The sequence below is a fragment of the Bartonella sp. CR84HXZ genome, from assembly GCF_042194535.1.
Taxonomy (GTDB): domain Bacteria; phylum Pseudomonadota; class Alphaproteobacteria; order Rhizobiales; family Rhizobiaceae; genus Bartonella; species Bartonella grahamii.
In genome coordinates this window covers 1-1323 of sequence record NZ_JBHIMY010000082.1, presented here as the reverse complement: position 1 = coordinate 1323, position 1323 = coordinate 1, and the positions used below count along the sequence as shown (strand labels likewise).

The 1323-nt window shown below is 42.3% G+C and carries 2 pseudogenes; both read left to right on the top strand.

The annotated features are described in order from the left end of the window. Positions 1–33: 33 nt before the first annotated feature. Positions 34–1112, top strand: a pseudogene (locus ACFIKD_RS09450) (major capsid protein). Between the two features lies 1 nt (position 1113). Further along, positions 1114–1323: pseudogene (locus ACFIKD_RS09445) on the top strand (hypothetical protein); the annotation flags it as partial.

The window sequence follows — 1323 nt, the reverse complement described above, 5'->3', positions numbered from 1 at the left end:
AACAACATTCTATTGCGATAGGAGAATGCAAACATGGATATGAATTTTTTTAAACATGATGCTTTCTCAAGCATCACAATGATGAAAGCCATTGAAAACTATGAGTTTCAACCTGGTCTTGTAAGCTCTCTTAATCTTTTTGAGGAAGTTGAAACCAGTACCACAGTGGTTGGGATTGAACGGCGTGATAATACATTTTCGCTTATTCAAACCAGTGAACGTGGCGCACCTTTGGCAGAAGGTGATAGAGAGGGTCGTAATCTTCGGTTTTTCAAAACAACACGGATTGCCAAAAGTGATACAGTGAAATCAGAAGAAATCCAAAACCGTCGTGAATTTGGCACAGAAGATCAGTTAGAAACAGCAATGAAATATATTGCCAGAAAACAAAAGAAACTGATTTCTGAAATCGAATTGACATGGGAAAATATACAGCTTGGCGCTGTTCAAGGTGTTGTCCTTGATGCTGATGGCTCGGTGATTGTCGATTGGTACAAGGAATGGGAAATCACACCACCAAAGCCCATTGACTTTAAACTAAATACAGAAACAACCAATGTTGCTGACCATGTTGACCAAGTCATTATGAGGATGATTGAGGCTTCAAAAGGAGCATTTTCTGATCGTTCACGGATTATTGGGCTTTGTGGAAATGAATTCTTTTCCAAGTTGAAAAACCATAAAACAATTCGTGAAACTTATCTCAACACAGCCTTAGCACAGACACTTAATAGCGCCGGAGGTGTTGCAACACCAAGCGCTCTTGGCTCGGGCAGCTTTGGCAGTTTTGACTTTGCAGGTGTCACTTTCATTAATTACCGGAGTATTCACAACTATAATGTAAGTGCGAAGGCTGGAACAAAGCGCGCCATAGGCATTAAGCCTAATGAATGTCAATTCTTTCCTGTTGATGCGCCTGGTGTCTTCCAAAAAAACTTTGCACTAGGTGAAAGCTTGGATTTTGCCAACACGGTTGGAAAGCCTCCCTACACCATGCTGATCGTTGATCACGACCGTAATGCATGGGTAAAACCGGGAGGTTCTACAGCTATCCGCTTTACATTTGCACACGCCCAGAAATGCTGTTTAAAGCCGTGATTGGAGCGAAATAACATGCGATGGCACGGGCTGCTAAACCAAATGGTTAAAGATGTGCGCAACACTTTTGGGCAGCCCATCATCTACACGCGAAAGGACAACCAACAATCTTTTCGTATCACAGCGATTTACACCATTAAGCATTCAGAATCGGACGCTGGTGGCAGAATCCCTACCGCAATTGCAAGAAAGGAACTTGATCTTTGTATCAATGATATTGGGGGC